The sequence below is a fragment of the Telluria sp. ZT3P39 genome (assembly GCF_059685935.1).
Genome location: NZ_JCASIH010000034.1, coordinates 17425 through 34187, shown reverse-complemented (window position 1 = coordinate 34187; position 16763 = coordinate 17425). Strand labels below are relative to the sequence as shown.

Here is a 16763-nt window from a genome sequence, read left to right as displayed (position 1 = left end):
GACTACGCAGTACTTCCTTGGCCGTCATCTCGATCACTATCCCATCCTCCCCTGGGACGTATCCTAGGGGACATCTCTATTTAGCGGAGAGGGGACATTACTACTTAGCGCTAACAGTTGTTCAGCTGGCACTAGCGCAAACCGCAACGCCCGGCTATAATGCTGCCTCTTTCGGGTCGTTAGCTCAGCTGGTAGAGCAGCGGACTTTTAATCCGTTGGTCGCAGGTTCGAATCCCGCACGGCCTACCAAAGAATTCAGTAAAGTTGCGAACAAAAACGCCAGGCATAGCCTGGCGTTTTTGTTTCTGCAATCTCCGCGTTCATCCATTTCCACCTTTCGCTCCTGATGCAAGATGCCCGCCCTCGCCTTCCCAGTTGGCGACCTCGGGGGCCATGTCATGGCCCGGTGGACGATAGGTCACGGTCTTGGTGACGGCCGCATCGATTTCCTGGGGTGTGAGCAGCACCGTCGTCTTGCACGTGGTGATGCCGGAGGCATTGACCCTGAGCGCCAGCGCTGCGGCGGTGGCGTTGTCGGGAAGTTCGCCAATGATGACGACATCCCTGTCGCCGAACACGAAATAAAACGCTTCGACCTTCCCGCCTAGCGAGTGGAATAATTGATCGACAGCATCGCGCCGCCGCGTCCCGCCTTCTTTCAGCAGGCCGTTGATCCCCTCGCTGAGATAGCTTGCTTCAATCAGATACTTGGTCATGTGAGTTCCTTCCAAAATGACGTTCGCGACGGAAGAATTCGCATCATACACCTGCCAGCGGTGCAGGGCTGCCGCCGTGTCTCCCCGGCCGCCGGTTTGCGTGGACCGATGTTTGACAGTTCGCTGGGCGCGGCGGTTCAACGAGCGCGCGCGTGAGCAGCCAACTGGGTTGCGCTTGGCTACCCTACCATTTGGAAAAGCGGTTCTGGTCGATCTCTGGTCACGACCGAAGCCCCTCGGTCCAGGTGAATCCGAGGTCATTCATCCATGAGCCTCGCAGAGCAGGGCCGTACCTCGGGCAACCGGATAAAATTGTGGAACAGAAACCGTACCATCGTGACAGCTACTTGCACTTTTAATCCGTTGGTCGCAGGTTCGAATCCCGCACGGCCTACCACGGATTTAGCAGTAGCCAAAAAGGCGTTACGAGTGATCGTAGCGCCTTTTTTGTTTTCGCGATCATGATCAATTTATTATGTTAAGGTCGCTTTCATCAGAATCGTGTTTTCTGCCGCAACTCGACTAATCGAGAAAGTCTCGTAACTCATCTACTTGGCCTTCCGCCCATCGAATTCCGTTTTCAACTATTCTTTTCGTATCGCTTCGCAGCTCGTCCGTTTTCCTCGTCGTACTTGTGACAGCTTGACGACTAGCTTTTGCCGCCCCTTCATAAGCCTTCGCAGACGCATCCGCAGCTTCGCTTGCTTTTCGCCTAGCGAAGTCCGCTGCCTCTTCAGCCCGTTGTCTGGCGGCTGCGGCCGCATCTCTAGCTGATCTTGCAGCCGTATCATATGCGCTGTTTGCAGCAGCCGCTGCTTCGTCGGCTTTACGGTTTGCGTAGTCAGAGGCTTCGACGGCCTTTCGCTGAGCAGCTTCAGCACTTTGTTTGGCCAATGCTGCAGCCTGCTCAGCGGCACTAACAACCTTTTCTTTCGCGGCTTCCCCTGCTGACACAGCGGTATTGATTTTCCCTCGAATCCAGTTTCCACCCTCTGCCCAGACGCTGATACTTGATTCCTCCACGCCTCTTGGTCGAAAATAAGTAAACGGTTCAATATTACCCATGAAATCCACCTTGGAGTCATGTACATAGCGCGCCACAAAATCGACAGCCGTTCGCGGCGGATTCGTGTCCCAAGCATTTATCTGCCAGTCCTTGACCTCGACGTATTGCGCGAGTCCTCGTATGTTGCGTTCGCTAAGACGCAACAATTTTCCGGTTTTGATTATCGACCGATATAGCGAAATATCGGATGCCATTCCTTTTTATCCAAAAACATACTTCAACCTGTTGGCATCTCTGCTCCGGTCACCTACGTTTTTTAATCCTTGCCGATGCATGGCGCCATTTACACTATAGTAGACCTTTAGATGATTTTTTATTTGCGCCTCAACCGGTCCACCTGCACTTGGTAGAGCCGCCATATATGAGCGGTACGACTCGGCAGTTTCGGCCCGACACTCAAAACGTTCTGCAAATTGGGAAGCAGACTGCTTCTTGATGTCGTCGTAACTGAGAATCCGGACTCCACAAAGCAAAGACTCCTTCATCATGTCGAGCATCGGAATTCTTGCATAATTATTATCAACTCCCTGCTCAATTGGTTCATAACCTCCACCTATGTCGGAATGTACGCCAGGATAAACTCGCTCCACCCAATTTCCTGCGAGTGCGCCATTTTTTCTAATTAAGTCAACAGGAAATGAAAATCTTAACTCATGGGCCGCAACAAAATGCACGCAGCGCTCAACCAAACTAGAAACGATTAATTCACGCTCGCTAAAAGGTGTCCGCGCATTTTGAGCGGGAACACCAAATGATGCAACAGCGTCAAACACGCCCATGAAGGTTATGCGCATTGGACACCCGTCATATAGCAAGCTTTTACCATCTTTTTTGCATGATTGTATTACTCGGTTGGAGAAAGCTCGAGCTAACGCCGCACCACGCGAAAACCCAAAGATTGATAGGTTGATGATCTTTATAAGCCTGTGTTTTGACAGTGCAGTATTTAGCTCATTGAAGCTCTTTTCACTATTTTTCTCAGCATACTCTGCAACACAACCTCCCAGTACTTTTGCGTTAGCTATTAATATTTCACGTAGACGTTCGTTTACCATGTCACTTGCTTGCTCCAAACGCCGGTCGCCACCCGAACCCGCGCCGGCGCCTGGAAACCCATCCTCGATCCATGCTGAGGTCGCAGCTATCCAATCGGCAGCTCTACCATTGAATTTTGTTCCTACGCCCGAGATATAAACGGGGTATAGCGTGCCACTCGTATCTGCTTGTGCTGCCAAAAGCGCCGCGTGATAAAGGCGTGCAACGTTACTCCATTTTCTCTTTTCTCGATCAATCTCATCATTGTTCCCAGTACCGTCAAAAAAAATTGCTATATGGATGACGTCACGGCAGTCTTGAGAAGATTTCGGGCTCTCATCCGGCACGTCGCGATTTTTAGCAATTAGGGTCTGAACCTTTTCATTTGCCATGCTTCGCTCTCCAGCCTGCAACAATCCTCTTGCCGCGATCTGTTTCCAACTCAGCCTTAGTTCCTTTACTGAGTTTAATTTCCACCGTGTCGTCGCTATAGATATGGAGCGCCAGCCACTTGACATTTGGAGGAATTTCGTCCAATAGCGGGGCATTCTTCGCTCGAACCGTCGTACCGTTTCCTGGCATGCCTTCCGGGCCATCGAGGCGCCATGTAACCACTTGCGCCCCCAGAACTATTGGCTGCTCAACCATGACGGCATTAGACCCATAAAACGAATGTGCCAACGCTGCCACAAAATCTGTCCCATTCATTTCTACGTCAAAAATTGGCCTATTCAGATAGCTAAATAATGAAATATTCAAGAAAATGCGCACAGGTTTTGCTCCGCAAGCAGAAACCGAAACAAGTGACATGCCAGTACAATACAGGAAGCCACGCCGTGTCATGCCGATCTTTGAGTTACTCATAATTAAGGGAAAACCCCCAATGCATCGCGAAAATTTATTTGTCCTGCCTTGATCTTATTTAACAGCTGAATAATTTCAGTCTCTTGAAATAACTTTTCTTTATAAAAGATTTTCAAGCAAACAAAATCAACTAGATCGCGCATCGAAGTCAGCCCGATATCACGCGCCGTCATTAAAGCCTTTCGAACGAAATCATAGCGTTCTGAAGAAGGAATATCGTTAATAAGATTAGATTGGTTTAGCACCAGATACGACAACACATGATCCGGCACACTTGCCTCGACCAAATCGTCGACTTGTTTTTGGCTTAATACCAGTGCGTGAGGTGTATGCATATTGTTACACGGGCGAATAACGATTGTGCGCAGTGCATTTATCCTATCCCAGTACCACCATTTCGCTATCCCCGATGTCAAAACATGCTGTTGCGTCACGCTCAAAACAGGGCCAGGGACATGAAGGGTGAGATCGTCGTTTTGCCCGACAAGAGAGCCTAGTATTACCCCGTCCCAAAAGGCAAGGAACATTGTTTCCTCATCCGGGAGTGTCACTTGTGTGCAGGCCACAAGTTGATCATAAAGCTCGTCGAATGATTTATAAGTTGCGACTATTGAAAAACATGGCGTTGATGCGCCATGTCGATTAATCCAATCCCATGCACTATCGGAGGAACCTGGTGAGGAAAGTTCTACCAAATAGGGACTATGGCGCGCCACTTGACTCGAGCTTTGTAGATGCAATAAGTTACTGAATTTGTCCCCGCGTGCCAAAATTGCTTCTGGCAAATCCTTATGTTGAGCGCTGTCGGCGATCGCGTACCATTTGAGGGCGGGCTCCTGACAGGCGGTTGCCTCAAACATTTTCACAGCTGGAATCCGACTCTGCATTTACGTACCTTTATTAATGAAGGCAGATCTTTGCGAAGCGCGCTTAACAAGACATTCGACACAGACAGACTGCGGCAAAAAGGGAAGCTTGTAGCGTAAGTGAGTATTTGGCGCAAAGGTTTTCTTCCCGCTATGCACAGTGATTTTTCCGGGACACTGTACGATGATATTTCCGCCATCAATCGTGATATTTGCTCCGTCCGATGTAGCGAGGCTGATCTTCTTCACCGCTGCAAAGTCGACATGAGCGTTCGCGCTGACAACCTGCAACTCGTTTTTGGCATTTACCTTTAACTCATCAGCCTGCGACTGGACATCAACCGCGTCCTTAGCCGTGATAAGTTGCAATCCCATACCAGCATCACTCGGCTTCAATGCACCACCAAGCACTCCAATGGCTTGCTGCGTTTGAAGCCGCATTTTTGCGCCCGTCACCAGCTGAGTGTCCTGGCCGCTCATCAGGACAGTGGCTTCACCATTTGCCAACTGCACACTCGGCCCAGCGCTCGCAGCAAAGCTTTCCATTGCCGAGATCACGACCACTGGGCCCGTCGAGCTAGGGATCTTGTCATCGCCAGACTGCGTATTTTTCGCAGTGGCGTCAGCAAGTGCGGCGTTCAAATCTTTTGTACAGGTCATTCCTGACAAATTACTCAACATCGCCTTCAGCGGCGCGGCCTTGGTGTCCAACACACTCTCATTTGCTTTCGCCGCCCCTAGATGAGCCGCCAGCTCCACGGTTTGATGAGTCTTGGCAGCCGAGCTAAACGCGTCTGCCAGGGCCACCGCTTGCTTCAACAAGGCCACCCCAGCAGCGTTTTCGCCGAATGGGCCCCGAGTCGCCGATCCATGTTCAATCTGGCAACTCGACACCAACAACCCCGCCCCTGCCCTTACAGCCCCATACGCATCCGTCCGCAACTCCGCCCCCAGCCCCCGCACACTCCCGCGATAATTATCAGCAGCGTGAATCAAATGCCCCAGATTCAACTCGCTCCCCGCATGCGTACTCCTCAGCTGCACCCTTCCCTGCCCATCCGTATCGTCAAACAACAACTGCGAATACCCATACCCCCCGCCAAACTCCTTGCTGCGGATTCCCCACTGCGCCGCTGCATTCCGATGCCCCCCGCTATCCGCCGACGCGCCATGCCACACCGGGCTATTCCCGCCAGCCATATTCCCCTGCCCCGAGCGCGCGTGATCGTGAGCGCCTTTGAAACAGGACAGGTCAGCCTCGCTATCGCGCCGCCCACCCGGAGTAGGCAGGACACCACCCTCCCCCTGCCCGTTGTACAAGGCACCAACGACCAAGGGCCGGTCGATATCCCCCTCCAGGAACTGCACCAGGACTTCCTGGCCGATCCGCGGCAGGAAATGGTGGCCCATGCCGCCACCCGCTGAACGTTGCGCCACGCGCACCCAGCAGGTCGCATCCCCACTGTCCTGCCAATGGAACCGGATCCGAATACGCCCGAGCCTGTCGCAATACAGCTCGTCCGCACCGTTCGGCTGATCGCTGCCGTCCGCGCCGACGACAATCGCGCTTTGCGCGCCGAAGGCAGTGGGCTTCGGCGCCATGTGTCCGACGCCGCCTGCCAGCGACGGCCGCCAGATCAGCGAAGAAGCCACTGCCTCGAAACAGTTCGCATAGCCCATCTCGCGCGCCTGGCCGATCGCCAGCGCAAGCTCCGACGACACCTCCACGCGCGCAACATCCTCCAGCAACTCCGGAATCGGCCCGAACAGCTCCGCCAGCGCATGCTGCGCAGCCGGCGGCATGTTGTTCACGCCGATGCTCGTCACCCGCAGCACCGTAAACGACGCCGATTCACCCAACTGCTGCAGCGGCGCGCCGATGACCTCTACCCGCGTCCCGGCCCGCAGGGTGCGCACCGTCGAGCGGCCCTGCCATAGCTGGCCGCGTGCTTCCTGCCCCTGCATCTGCAAGTCGGCGTAGCGCTGCGCCTGCTGCCAGTTGGCATAGGCGTACTGTCCGGGCACATCGCAGGATTCGAGCTCCGGCAGCTTGCCGCCGCCGGGGTAGTGGGATGGAGAACTGGCGCCGACCACCTGCCTGGCCTTGTAGTCGACACTGAGTACCGTCGTCAGCGATGCATGCAGGCGCCGTTGGGCCGACAGCGCCTGGATGGTGTCGGACTCTTCCACCGCCCGCGCGCCATGAAAGCGAATGCCCGCCTTCGCCGCGCTGCTGGCGTCCCTCGGTACGGCGCCCAGCCGGCTGCTGTCGGCGAACAGCACCAGGCCTGGGCCGTCCACGGTCTGCTCGATACGCCAGCACAGGCCTTCTTCAGCCAGCAACCGTTGTACGAAGGCCAGGTCGGACTCCCGGTACTGGCAGCAATAGCTGCGCGGCGCCGTATCCGACATGAAGGATGCCGTATCGTCGCTCCAGCGCCAGCGCGCGGATGGCAGGTAGGCGTCGAACACGGCGTCGACGATCTCGATCACGCTCTTGTCTTGCCACACCCGGCTATTGCGCACCTGCTCCAGCTGCCATAGCCATGACGCAATCCGGACCCGGTAGCGGGCGAGGCCGCCATCGCTGCCGAGCATGGCGGCCTCGCAGATCTCGCCGGCAAACCGTTCGCGGGTGCCGTCGGCCAGGCTCACTTCCAGCGCCGCGGGTCGGCCGAGCAGCATGTCGATGTCGAAGCAGGCGTCGGTGGACAGCGCAATCACGTCGCGCCTTCCCACCTCCTTCAAGGCATCCTGGGCGACGAAGGCTTCGACCAGCAGACGGGAGTCGTCCAGACCAATCCTGAGCTCGTACAGCCGGCTTGCACTGCTGAATTCCGCCAACGCGGCGACAATCTGATCTGTCAGCGCAATGCCCATGTCCTTGACAACTCCATATCCGAAGAGGGCTTGCCGCGCAGGGCGGCAGCCGAAGCCACCACGATATAAGCAGGCTTAATTGCAATTCTTGCGCCGTGTCATTCTCTTGCCGCATCGCGGCGGCTGCATGGCCTGGAGAACGCGGTAGCCAACGGGATGACGTTACAATTATTGCAATTCAATCTACCGGTGTGGGACGTGAAATATATCCAGAACATTTTTCTTGTCGGCTATATGCTGATCGTCGGCCTGTTCTTCATCTGCGGCCTGGGCCTGATCGTCCTGGCAGGGGTGGAAACCTGGGATGCGCTCAATCCCCGTTCGGAAGTCAAGGTCCGCGACCGCTTCGAACTCATTCTCGAGTGCATTGGCCTGCTGACGATTGCGGTTGCCTCGCTCGAGCTGGGTCAGACGGTCCTCGAAGAAGAAGTGCAGCGCTCGGTCAACATCAGCTCGCCTACTCGCGTGCGCCGTTTCCTGTCGCGCTTCCTGATCGTGGTCGTGGTGTCGCTGTCGATCGAATGCCTGATCGGGGTGTTCCAGTTCATGCACAGCAAGCCGGAATACCTGCTGCATTCGGCCTCGGTCGGCCTTGCCGCTGCCGCTATCCTGGCAACCTGGGGCCTGTTCATCCGCAATAATGTGGAAGCGGAAAAACTCGAACCGCACTCGATGCGCGAGGTCCAGGCCGAGGACAAGGAAGTCGCGACCTGAGCGAAAAGCCGAGGCAAACTACGCGAATTTTCACAACAATGAAACGAAGCACTTGGATATTCGCGCAAACGCCGCTATAATCTTGGCTTCCTTGGGTCGTTAGCTCAGCTGGTAGAGCAGCGGACTTTTAATCCGTTGGTCGCAGGTTCGAATCCCGCACGGCCTACCAAGATTCAGCAATGAAGGCGTCATGAGCAATCGTGACGCCTTTTTTGTTTTTGTCTTGCCGATCACTGCTTGGCTGTGCTGCACGCCATCGATAATCTTCATGCCCCACGCCATCGCTGCCCCCGTCCACTTCGAGCTCATCATCAAGAAGAGCCGCTTCATCGCCTGCGTCGAGCCGATGCCCGACCGGGCCGGTGCGCAGCAGGTGGTCGCCGGCCTGCGCGCCCGGCATCCGGGGGCGGCGCATGTGTGCTGGGCGCTGCTGGCGGGCGGCCAGTCCGCGGCGGTCGATGATGGCGAGCCCAGCGGCACGGCGGGCCGACCGATGCTGGACGTGCTGCGCCACCAGGACCTGGAAGGCGTGCTGGCCACCGTGGTGCGCTATTTTGGCGGCGTCAAGCTCGGCGCGGGCGGTCTGGTGCGCGCTTATACGGACAGCGTGGCGCAGGCTTTGCTGCAGGCGCAGAAGGTGCCGATCATCAAGCTGCAGGCCTTGCGCTGCACGGCGCCCTATGCGTTCGAGGGCATGGTGCGCCGGGAGCTCGAGGCGGCGGGCGCCACTCTCGACGCGGTGGCGCACGGCGACGAGGTGATGTTCGATTTCAGCCTGCCGGTCCAGGATGCCGGCGCGCTGTGCCTGCGCCTCGACAATGCCGGCCACGGCCGCGTCAAGTGGCCGCGCCTCGAGGACTAGTTCATCTCCCCTCGTATGCGTCGCCGCGGTGGGCCGCAGCCGGCACGGCCTCGGTCCAGACCACTGTCGCAAATTCGCCGTGGAGACTGGCCAGGGCCGTATCGTGCATCTGTTCGGCCGTGAAATGGCGGCCGTCCGGCCCGGTGCGCTCGAAGGTGGCGGTGGCATCGGCCACGAAATAGGTCTCGAAACCGAAGTTGGCACGTAGGCCGGGCGAGCCGGCATCATCGGTTGGGAATAAGACGGAAACTCAGACCAGGGTGGCGTCGCCCAGCGCCTTGGCCGTGTCAAAGGCTTCGTCGCGCAGGGTCTGCAGCGCGGCGGCGTCGAGGAGACCGCCGTCGCTGCTGTCCGGCTGGCTGCCCAGGGGCGAAGCCAGCTCTGCATATCGGTTCGCCAGCAACAGCGTGTCGAGCAGCGTATGCGGTTCGCGATTCAGCACGCCGTCGCGCAGCGCGGCAATGGCCTGCGCGACGTCGGCCGGGATCGCCAGCTTGCGGATGACTTCGGCGCTGACCACGTCCTCGCACAGCGCGCCCCAGTTCTCGGGATCGTCCTCCAGCAGGCCGGGAAATTCGTCGGCGCGCGACAGCAGGTAAAAGCCGCCGACTTCATGCACGATGCCGGCGAACAGCGCGGTATCGGGATCGACATGGGTGACGCGCCGCGCCAGCACCTGGGCCAGCGCCGCGACCTGGGCAGTGTGGGTCCATAGCTGTTCGGCCTTGGCGCGCAGCAGCGGGTCGGCGATGCGGTGGCCGAACTGGCGCACCATCAGGGCGGCCACCAGTCCGCGCAGGCGGCGGTAGCCGATGCGCAGCACGGCCGCGCGCACATTGGTCACCTGCACGCCGCCGGCGCCGAAGGCGGCGGTATTGGCCAGGGCCACGGTACGGGCTGCCAGTTGCGGCTCGGATAGCACCAGCCGGATCGCATCTTCCACATGGCAATCGGGATCTTCCAGGGCGAGCTGCAGGCGCAGCACGGCATTCACGCTGGTGGGAAAGGTGATTTCCCCACGCGCGGCCTGGGCGGCAATGTAGCCGAAAGCTTCGAGTTTGTTCACGCCGGCATTATACCCCCGGTATCAGACGGGTCCGGCCGTTCTCCGTGGCGCCGCACCAACGAAAAAGCCCGGACGCGAAGGTCCGGGCTGCGGTATTGCGGGTAGCGGCGGGCGGGCCGAAGCCGGCCCGCGTGGTTGATTACTTGACCTTGATCGAGTTCTTGACGCGGGTCACGCCTTCGACGCTCTTGGCGACTTGTTCTGCGCGCTCGGCTTCGGCTTTCGACTCGGCAAAGCCGCTCAGCATGACGACGCCTTTTTCGGTCTCGACCTTGATCGCCAGGGCGCTGGTGTTCGGCGCCTTGACCAGGCCGGCCTTGACCTTGGTGGTGATCATGGCGTCCGACACGTTCGCTACACCGCGTTCGCCTGCGCGCTCGGTCTTGGCGGCGGCGGTGGCTGCGGCCGCTTCGGTACGGTCGCCGGCATGTTCAGCTGCCATGTGCGTCTTGTCGCCGGCGTGCTCGGCCGAGGCAGCAACTTTGCGGCTGTCGTTTTCAACGACGCAGGCGGTCTTGCTGCCCTGCTTTTCGCATTTCTCGACAGCGGCGGCCTTCACCGGATCCCTGGTGTCGGTGCTGGCGATCAGGCCGCCATCGTGGTCGGCCCTGGCGCCGGCTGCGGCGGCGGTGGCGCCGGTGGCGCTACGGCCCATGGCGGTATCGCGGCCGGCTTTGGTGTCGGCCAGGGCTGCGGTACGCGCCGACTTGGCGGTGCTCATGCAGCTGTCTTTCGCGTCGCCTTTCATGGTGTCGCATTTTTCTTCGGCCAGTTCGTACTCGGCCTCGGCCAGCTTGCGGCGGGCGGCGTCGCGGTTGTCCGTGGTGTTGGCGTGCTTGGTGACGGCAGCGAGCTCGGCGCGGGCGCGCATCACGTCGGCCTGCTCTTCGCAGACGTCTTCATCCTTGAGCGCGTCGCACTTCTGTTTGGCTGCCTTGTGGTCGGCTTCCACTTTCTGCATCGCTTTGCGGTAAGCCGCATTGTCGTTTGGCTTGGCGAAAGCAGGAGCTGCGGCGATCGTGGCGCCGGCGGCGGTTGCCAGCAGGGCGGCGAGGAGTTTGTTCATGATGTGTCCCTTTATGTTCGGTTTGTTGTGACAGCACTCATTAAACGCCCCCCACCCGACACCATCTGTGCGACAACGTACACTTGTCGATAAAACATCACTTCCTGTTGCGCCCGCACTGGCGCCGGTCATTATTCAGTCTCGAGCAAGCCTTCGCGCCACAGGCCGCCGGCATCGTCGAAGGGTGCGGCGGCGGCGCCGAAACGGGCGCCGTTTTCCGCCAGCCGCACCCAGGCACGGGTATCGTGGCCGCTGCCCGGCACCGACACCCGGTCGCGCACGCCGGCCAGCCAGCGGTAGACCCGCGCATAGTCGCCGGGGTTGTTGCGCCGGGTCCAGGCCAGGGCGACCAGGTCGGCATAGCCTTCTTCGCGGCGGGTTTCGCGCATCGCCTTCGCGGCCTGCAGCAGCGACAGGTCGGACGCCGTTTCCTCGCCCACTTCCTCGAAGCCGGCCGGCAATGCATGCCAGGCTCCTTGCGCATAGCGCCAGCAGTGCGCGATCTCGTGCGCGGCCATCGCTTCGATCAGGGCGCCCTGCCCGGCTTCCGGCACCCCGGCCAGCACGGTCTCGGCATCCGGGTTGTTACGCAGCGACAGGACGAGCTTGCAGCGCCCCTTGTCGAAGCCCATCGCCAGCGGCACGTCGCCGACGCGCGGGCGCGGCTGGACAGTGATGTCGAGCGGCAGTTTCATTTGTTGGGCATAGGCCAGCACCGGGCCGGCGGCGTTGAGCCAGCGGTGTTCCAGCACGGTCAGCTCGGCGGCCTGAAGCGGTGGCGCAAGGGTGGAGGCGGCCAGCAGGACGGCGAGCAGCAGCGGCTTGGACATGATGATTCTCCCGGAGACTATAAAGTGCCTAACGGCAATTCTAGTCTCAGGTTAAGCCCTGCTCGGAGGTATATATTGCGCTGTGTCCAAAAGGATAAGGGCTGCCGGAGCAGCCCTTATCGTTCAAACATTGCTGCTCACAACGTGGCGGGTTCGGGCCGTTCGGTCCTGTCGCCGCGGAACCCGTTCACCGCCTGCGCCAGGCGCTCGGCCTCTGCCTCGAGCGCGGTCGCGGCGGCTGCGGCCTGCCGCACCAGCACCACGTTCTGGGAGATGGTGTCGTTCATTTGCCCGACGGCGCCGTCGGCCTGGCCGGCGTGCGTGCCAGGTCCGGGGCCCACGCCAATGTCGCCCATCAGCTCGCTTACGCGGCGCGACGAGGCGACGATGTCGTCCATCCTCGAGCGGGCTTCATCGACCAGCCGGGCGCCTGCCTCGACGCGCTCGACCGAACTGCCGATCAGTTCCCGGACGTCCCTGGCCGCCGCCGCCGAGCGCTGGGCAAGCTCGCGCACTTCGGTTGCCGCAATCGGGGAAATCCGGCCGCGGCCGTCCCCACGGGCTGCTTCGACCGCGGCGTTCAGGGCCAGGATGGTGGCCTGGAAAGCCAGGGCATCGGCCACGCCGATGATGTCGACGATCTTTTTCGAAGAAGCATTGATCGCCGCCATCGCCTGGGCCAGCTGCGCCGCCGGTTGGCCCGCTGCATCGGTCCAGCGCGCCGGGGAGGCAGCGCGGTCGAACAGGCGCTGCAGGCCGCGCGCGATATACCAGGCACTGAAGGCGCCGGTCACGATCGCACACAGGAACAGCAGCAGCATCCAGCCGGAGAACCCGGACGCCAGGCGGCGCGCGCCGGCAGCATCCTCGTTATGCAGCTTTTCCTGCAGCGCGATGAAGCCGTTGATGCTGGCAAGCCAGTCGACGAAAGCCGGCGCCGCCTGCTGCGACAGCAGGGCCTGTGCGTCCGCCACCTGTCCGGCGGCGTGCAGCGCCACCACGCGGTCGATCAGCGGCCGGGTGCGGCGCTCCTGTTCCTTGATGGCCGCCAGCGCGTCTTTTTCGGCGGGCAGGACGTCCGGCAGCTCATGGAACAGCGCATCCATCGGCGAAGCCGAGCGGGCGTAGTTATCGTCCAGCGTCTTGATCAGGCCGATCGGCGCGGCGGCGCGGGCCGCATCGGCTGCCAGGACCACGTCGCGCAGCGCGATCGCCCGGTCGCGCACGCTGGCGCGCAGGTTCACTGCGTAGCGCTGCTTGACGCTGGTAACGTCGTTGATGTGGTTGAGGGCGCGGTCGATGTCCGCGACGCGGCCGGCGGCCAGCATCGACAGGACGATCATCAGGAGGAAAAAGGCGCCGTAGCCGAGAGCCAGGCGAGCGCCGATGGTCAGGGGCTTGTTTGTCATGTCCATACTCGAGGTCGACTACCGGGACCGGCGCGCACAGGCGCCAATAATTTCCCAGCAGCAATATCCCGACTATATCATGGCGTATGTACCAATTGTTTGGACGGCCACACCAAGTGGGGTAAATCCGGCAGTACTGTTGCGTAGCGTCCAACAATACTGCCAGAAAGACCACAAGCCCTTACTTTGCGAGCCCAGCGGCAGTGACGAAGGCCGGGCGGATATCGTTCGGCACCGTCGGCTTCAGGCGATCGAGCGCCTTCTGCACTTCCGGACGGATGACGACGTACTTGTCCATCATCGCCTTCGCGCGCGCATAGTCGCCGGTGGCTTCGATGGTCAGGAACTCGCGGTCGAGGTCCATCACGGCCTGTTTGATCTTCTTGAAGTCCACCGAGAACGTGCCGTCGCCGTTGGCCACGAAAGCGCCCTTGTCGAGCAGGTAGTTCACCTGGATCGCCATGCCGCGCGCATGGGAGGAGGTCAGGCCGAAATGCAGGGTGCGGAAGCTCGAGGCCAGGAAGGTGTTGTACAGCTTGCGCTCGGCTACCGCCCCCTGCCCCAGCCCGTCCTTGAGCAGGCCCTTGTCCATCATGTAGCCCAGTGCCCACAGGCCGGTAATGTCGGCCTTGGCTTCCTCGATGGTCGAATAGGTGTCCTTCAGGTCCTGGCGCGGGGTCGATTCCTTGCCGTCCTGTTTGGTGTGATGCGGGCCGAGGCCGTGCATGATCTCGTGCGCGAGGATGTGGGTGAAGAAGGAATCGAAATCGAGGTCCTTCTGGTCGGCGGGGCGCAGCACCAGCTTCGAGATCGGCGTCAGCGTCGACTTGAATTTCGCTTCCTGCACGTTCTTGAGCATCACACGCTTGGAGCCGCGCTCGCGGATCACGCGCTCGTCGTTCGGCAGGTTGTAGGCGGCGGTCTGCACGCCCATGTTGCCGTCGCCGGCGCCATACACCTGGTTGACCACCACCATCGGGGCGATCGCGCCGACCTTCGGGTTGCGGTACTGCTTGTCGACCGGCAGGTTGTTTTCCAGCTCCTGCAGGTGCTTGCCGAAGAAGTCCAGCTTCTGGGTTTCCTTCTGGTCGCGGATGCTGACATAAGCCTCGAAGGCGGCCTTGTAGCCGAACAGCTCGTCGTTATAGGTCTCGTAGGGGCCGATGGTGATGTCGACCGGCGAATCGAGGTCCATCCAGGCGAAGTCCGAGGCCAGGTAGTCGTTGGAGAGGAATGCGTCGGCCCGCAAGCTCAGGAATTTCTTGAGCGAAGCGTTGTCGGTGGAGGCAGCGGCCTCGCGCAGCAGCCTGGCCAGCTTTTCCAGGTCGGCGCGGTATTCGTCCGAGTATTTAACGGTCTTGAACTTGCCGTCCGGGCCGGTGCGGATCACGGTGAAGAACCACTGCGCCTCGGATTTCTGCGCGGCCGGCAGCGCGTTCATCCAGCTTTCCAGCGCGGCCTTGGAAGCGGTCTCCGGGTAGAAGTTGGCGCCTGCGGGCTTTTTCGCAGGGATCTTGATGCCGGCGTACTCCGCGGGCATGAAGGACTGGTTGTCGTCGAGACCGGACCACGGGCCCTTGTTCAGCCAGAACGCGTTCTGGCGCGCACGGCCGAGTTCCGTGCTGTCTTTTTGCAGGGCGGCCCACAGGGCTTCGTTGCCGGACCAGCGCTGGCGCAATTGCAGGGTATCGATGATCCTGGCGGCTTCGATCAGCTTGACGATGGCGGCGCGGTCGCCTTTCGACAGCGCCCTGGTATCGGCGCGCAGCTCGACAGGGGCGAAGCGCTTGGCCATGGCCTTGAGCTGGGTGACGTCAGCCGGTTCGGCCTGCGCGGCGCCGATGGCCGCGAACAGCATGAGAGGAGCGAGGATGTTCTTCATGGGGTCTCAACATTTTAGGGATGACAACGTCATATTGTAATCCTGGGGAGACCCGGTACTGCACTCAACGCACGGTGGCCAGCGCCGGCCCCTGCTCCCACCCGCCGCCCAGCGCGCGCGCCACGGCCACCGTCGCCAGCAGGCGCTGGGTGCGAATCTGCGCCGCCGCCCGGTCAGCCGCCAGCGCATTGCGCTGCGCCTCGGTCACGTCGAGATAGGTCGACACGCCACGCTCGTAGCGCGCCTTGGCCACCAGCAGCGCGCGCGCCGCGGCCTGCTGCGATTGGGCCTGCACCTCGCCCTGCTGCCGGCGTTGCTGTACGTCCGACAGCGCGTCTTCCACTTCGCGCAGCGCCGTCAGCAGGCGCGTGGCGTGGTTGGCCACGGCCTCGTCGTAGCGTGCCTTCGACAGCGCCAGGTTGGCGCGATTGCGCCCGCCATCGAACACGGGCAGCGACAGGGCCAGCGGCCCGAACGAGAACTGGCGCGCACCGCCGCTGGCCAGGTCGCGCAGGTGTTCGGACGCGAAGCCGAAGTTCGAGGTCAGCGACAGCGACGGGTAAAAAGCCCCTTCCGCCACGCCGACCTGGGCGTTCGCCGCCCGCAGTTGCGCCACGCTGGCCGCAAGGTCGGGACGCCGCTTCAGCAGGCTGGCCGGCAGGCCGGCAGGAATGGCTGGGGGCAGCGGCAGCGCGGCGCCGTTGGCGCCGGCGAGCAGCGGCGCGCTGGGCGAGGCGCCCACCAGGGTCGCAAGTAGATGCTCCACCGCGTTGCGCTGGCGCTGCGCTTCATGCAGGTCGGCTTCGGCATTGGCGCGTTCGATACGGGCGCGCGAGACATCCAGCTCGTTCGACAGCCCAGCCCTGAAGCGCGCTTCCACCAGTTGCTGGGCTTCCTGCCGCGCCGCCAGCGCCTCGCGCAGGATCGCCATGTCGGTGTCCAGCCCACGCAGCTGCCAGTAGGATGCCGCCACCTGGCCGGACAGAAGCAGGATCACGCCATCGCGGTCATCCTGCGCCGCCAGCGCCTGCGCATCGGCCGCTTCGACCACGCGCCGCACGCGGCCCCACAGGTCGAGTTCATACGAGAGCGAAGCGCCGATACTGAAGTTGTTGCCTTCGATCGAACGCCCGCCCAGCGCGATGCCCTGCGAGGTTTCCGACGAGGTGCGCGCGTTCGATACGCCCGCGCCCAGCGCCACGTTGGGCGCCTGGCCCGCGCGCACTACGCCCAGCTGGGCCTGCGCCTGCAGCAGGCGCTGCGCGGCGGCCTTCACGCCCGGGTTGTCGCGCAGCGCGCGCTGTTCGAGGCTATCGAGGGTGGCGTCGCCGAACACGGTCCACCAGGCCGCCGGCAGGCGTGCGGCCTCGCTCGTCGCCGCGGCGTGGCGGAAGGCAGGAGCCGTGCTGCCGGCCGGCTCCGTGAATTCCGGACCGACGGTGGCGCAGCCGGCCAGCGCCGCGGCGAGCAGGGACACCAATGCACATTGTTTGACCATGTCTGTTCT

General features: G+C 61.0%; 15 protein-coding genes and 2 tRNA genes. 4 read left to right on the top strand and 13 right to left on the bottom strand.

Translation table 11 applies throughout. The annotated features are described in order from the left end of the window. Positions 1-173: 173 nt before the first annotated feature. Positions 174-249: transfer RNA gene (locus AC56LR_RS20375), tRNA-Lys, on the top strand. A gap of 71 nt (positions 250-320) precedes the next feature. Here AC56LR_RS20375 and AC56LR_RS20370 read toward each other — a convergent pair. The 6 genes from AC56LR_RS20370 to AC56LR_RS20345 all read right to left on the bottom strand — a co-directional run bounded on the left by AC56LR_RS20370 (position 321) and on the right by AC56LR_RS20345 (position 7427). Then, entirely contained in the window at positions 321-716 is a 396-nt protein-coding gene (locus AC56LR_RS20370) for a GYD domain-containing protein (protein ID WP_497133117.1), read from the bottom strand. Positions 717-1238: 522 nt separating this feature from the next. Continuing rightward, positions 1239-1976: a hypothetical protein gene (locus AC56LR_RS20365; protein WP_497133115.1), complete on the bottom strand. Its 738-nt coding sequence runs from the start codon at positions 1974-1976 to the stop codon at positions 1239-1241. Between the two features lie 6 nt (positions 1977-1982). Beyond that, positions 1983-3209 carry a T6SS phospholipase effector Tle1-like catalytic domain-containing protein gene (locus tag AC56LR_RS20360; protein ID WP_497133113.1) on the bottom strand — a complete coding sequence of 409 codons (1227 nt, stop codon included), beginning with the start codon at positions 3207-3209 and terminating at the stop codon, positions 1983-1985. After that, complete coding sequence (locus tag AC56LR_RS20355; RefSeq protein WP_497133112.1) at positions 3199-3681, bottom strand: hypothetical protein; 483 nt, start codon at positions 3679-3681, stop codon at positions 3199-3201. The genes AC56LR_RS20360 and AC56LR_RS20355 overlap by 11 nt, the downstream gene beginning before the upstream one ends. Before the next feature lie 2 nt (positions 3682-3683). After that, the gene (locus AC56LR_RS20350) at positions 3684-4541 is read right to left on the bottom strand and encodes a DUF4123 domain-containing protein (RefSeq protein WP_497133119.1); all 858 of its coding nucleotides are present in this window, start codon (positions 4539-4541) and stop codon (positions 3684-3686) included. Between the two features lie 27 nt (positions 4542-4568). After that, entirely contained in the window at positions 4569-7427 is a 2859-nt protein-coding gene (locus AC56LR_RS20345) for a type VI secretion system Vgr family protein (RefSeq protein WP_497133110.1), read from the bottom strand. A gap of 198 nt (positions 7428-7625) precedes the next feature. On the opposite strand from AC56LR_RS20345, the gene AC56LR_RS20340 reads away from it, so the two are divergent. From AC56LR_RS20340 to AC56LR_RS20330, 3 genes are all read left to right on the top strand, one after another. Beyond that, complete coding sequence (locus tag AC56LR_RS20340) at positions 7626-8141, top strand: hypothetical protein (RefSeq protein ID WP_497133108.1); 516 nt, start codon at positions 7626-7628, stop codon at positions 8139-8141. A gap of 93 nt (positions 8142-8234) precedes the next feature. After that, positions 8235-8310, top strand: a tRNA-Lys gene (locus AC56LR_RS20335). A 99-nt stretch (positions 8311-8409) separates the two neighbouring features. Further along, a complete protein-coding gene (locus tag AC56LR_RS20330; protein WP_497133107.1) occupies positions 8410-9003 on the top strand; it encodes an IMPACT family protein in 594 nt (197 codons plus the stop codon). Between the two features lies 1 nt (position 9004). Here AC56LR_RS20330 and AC56LR_RS20325 read toward each other — a convergent pair whose 3' ends face one another. The 7 genes from AC56LR_RS20325 to AC56LR_RS20295 all read right to left on the bottom strand — a co-directional run bounded on the left by AC56LR_RS20325 (position 9005) and on the right by AC56LR_RS20295 (position 16754). Continuing rightward, entirely contained in the window at positions 9005-9178 is a 174-nt protein-coding gene (locus AC56LR_RS20325; protein ID WP_497133105.1) for a hypothetical protein, read from the bottom strand. Positions 9179-9253: 75 nt separating this feature from the next. Beyond that, positions 9254-10069 carry an HDOD domain-containing protein gene (locus AC56LR_RS20320; protein WP_497133103.1) on the bottom strand — a complete coding sequence of 272 codons (816 nt, stop codon included), beginning with the start codon at positions 10067-10069 and terminating at the stop codon, positions 9254-9256. 139 nt (positions 10070-10208) lie between these two features. After that, entirely contained in the window at positions 10209-11135 is a 927-nt protein-coding gene (locus tag AC56LR_RS20315; RefSeq protein WP_497133101.1) for a BON domain-containing protein, read from the bottom strand. Positions 11136-11266: 131 nt separating this feature from the next. Then, positions 11267-11965 (bottom strand): hypothetical protein, encoded by a 699-nt coding sequence (locus AC56LR_RS20310; protein WP_497133099.1) that lies wholly within the window; start codon positions 11963-11965, stop codon positions 11267-11269. A gap of 137 nt (positions 11966-12102) precedes the next feature. Beyond that, positions 12103-13374 carry an MCP four helix bundle domain-containing protein gene (locus AC56LR_RS20305; protein ID WP_497133097.1) on the bottom strand — a complete coding sequence of 424 codons (1272 nt, stop codon included), beginning with the start codon at positions 13372-13374 and terminating at the stop codon, positions 12103-12105. A gap of 181 nt (positions 13375-13555) precedes the next feature. Next, positions 13556-15256: a DUF8614 domain-containing protein gene (locus tag AC56LR_RS20300; protein ID WP_497133095.1), complete on the bottom strand. Its 1701-nt coding sequence runs from the start codon at positions 15254-15256 to the stop codon at positions 13556-13558. Positions 15257-15320: 64 nt separating this feature from the next. Beyond that, positions 15321-16754, bottom strand: a complete 1434-nt coding sequence (locus AC56LR_RS20295) for an efflux transporter outer membrane subunit (protein ID WP_497133094.1) — start codon at positions 16752-16754, stop codon at positions 15321-15323. Between the last annotated feature and the right edge of the window lie 9 nt (positions 16755-16763).